Genomic DNA, 1,530 nt, shown 5'->3' with positions numbered 1-1,530 from the left:
CTCGACTACCCCGCCGGACCCACCTACCACCTCATGGGCTTCGACACCCCGACCTTCACCCCGCTGTTCGTCGCTAGCCGCATCACCGGCTGGACCGCCCACATCATGGAACAGGCCGCTTCCAACTCCCTGATCAGGCCCCTCAGCGCCTACAACGGCGCCGAAGAACGCTCGTTGGAGCTGGAGCGGAACTGACGCCACCACAATCTGCGGTGGAGGACTGGATGATCACACGGATCATCAATTATCGCAACGCTAGTGGTGCTCCACCGCACCCCCGTCAATCCAAGGGGGGCACACTGCGGGCCCCGACGCTTTACTGGCCCAAGATTGTTCGGCCACTCGAGCCCCGCAGTAACTTAACAGTGAAAGGCATCTACGATGACGAGAATGTTGATTATCGGACCTCCGGGTTCAGGCAAAGGTACGCAGGCCGAACGCGTTTCTGCACGCTTGGGCGTCGTCGCCATTTCCACCGGCGACATCTTCCGAGCCCACGTCGAAGATGCAACCCCCCTCGGCGTCAAAGCCAAGAAGTATATGGATTCCGGGGACTTCGTCCCGGATTGCGTCACCAACAAGATGGTCCGTGACCGCCTAAGCCAGAGCGACGTCAGCGGAGGCTTCCTACTGGACGGCTACCCGCGCACCACAGCACAGGTGGACTACCTTGACGAGGTTTTGGCCGGAGCCTGCCAGAAGCTCGATGCCGTTCTCCAGTTGACGACCGACGACGAGGAACTGGTTACACGCCTGCTCCGCCGCGCCAAGGAAACCGGCCGCAGTGACGACAACGAAACCGTTATCCGCCACCGCCTCGACCTGTACCACGAACAAACTGAAGCCGTTGTGGCCAGGTACGCCGAACGCGGCATCCTCACCACAGTGGATGGCATGGGTTCCGTAGACGAAGTCACAAACCGCGCCGTCCTGGCGGGTCCAAGGCAGTTGTCCGGGGACTGAGAAGCGGAACGTCGGTGATCCCTCCCCTTCGACGGCTGTGCCCACTGTCTTGCTGATCCACCGAATGGGCAACAACGGACACTATGGCAGCTACCGCTCAGGAATAGCGGCCGGACAAAAACTTCCCTCGAATTGAATCGTATGAAACGGCAGCAAGGAGACATGAATTGACGAGAATGCCGATTATCAGGACGCCTGGTTCGGGCGAAGGAACGCTTGCCGAGCGGATTTCCCAGTGCCTTGGCGCCGTCGCCATCTCCACCGGCGGCATCTTTCGTGCCAACGTCAAAACCCCGCTTGGCCTTGCAGCTAAGAAGTACATCGGTGCCTGCGACTTCGTTTCGAGCCATGTCACCAACAACGCTCATGAGGTAGTGGAACTGACAGCAGGCCGTGAAGAACGCGTCGGACGACTTCTCGGTCGTCCCGTACACGCGACTTTCAAGGGAATGTTGTAATGTCGACGCGCCTCATGAACCGCACAATGTTCAAGTCCAAAATCCACCGTGCCACCGTCACGCACGCGGATCTGCATTACGTCGGCTCCGTCACCGTTGACCTGGATTT

Annotated in this window: 3 protein-coding genes and 1 pseudogene; all 4 read left to right on the top strand. The window is 59.5% G+C overall.

Annotated features, from left to right (window positions below; translation table 11 throughout):
• Positions 1-195, top strand: a 195-nt coding sequence (locus tag HNP00_RS22855) for a citrate/2-methylcitrate synthase (RefSeq protein WP_311770659.1), incomplete at its 5' end; no start/stop codon positions are given.
• Positions 196-390: 195 nt separating this feature from the next.
• On the top strand, positions 391-963 hold the full coding sequence (locus tag HNP00_RS22850; protein ID WP_184742005.1) for an adenylate kinase: 573 nt from the start codon (positions 391-393) through the stop codon (positions 961-963).
• 176 nt (positions 964-1,139) lie between these two features.
• A pseudogene (locus HNP00_RS22845) lies at positions 1,140-1,322 on the top strand (nucleoside monophosphate kinase); the annotation flags it as partial.
• Between the two features lie 113 nt (positions 1,323-1,435).
• A partial coding sequence (locus HNP00_RS22840) for an aspartate 1-decarboxylase (protein WP_184741812.1) occupies positions 1,436-1,530 on the top strand: 95 nt, incomplete at its 3' end.

It is taken from the genome of Arthrobacter sp. AZCC_0090 (genome assembly GCF_014207375.1).
GTDB lineage: Bacteria > Actinomycetota > Actinomycetes > Actinomycetales > Micrococcaceae > Arthrobacter.
This window is presented reverse-complemented; position numbering and strand designations above follow the sequence as displayed.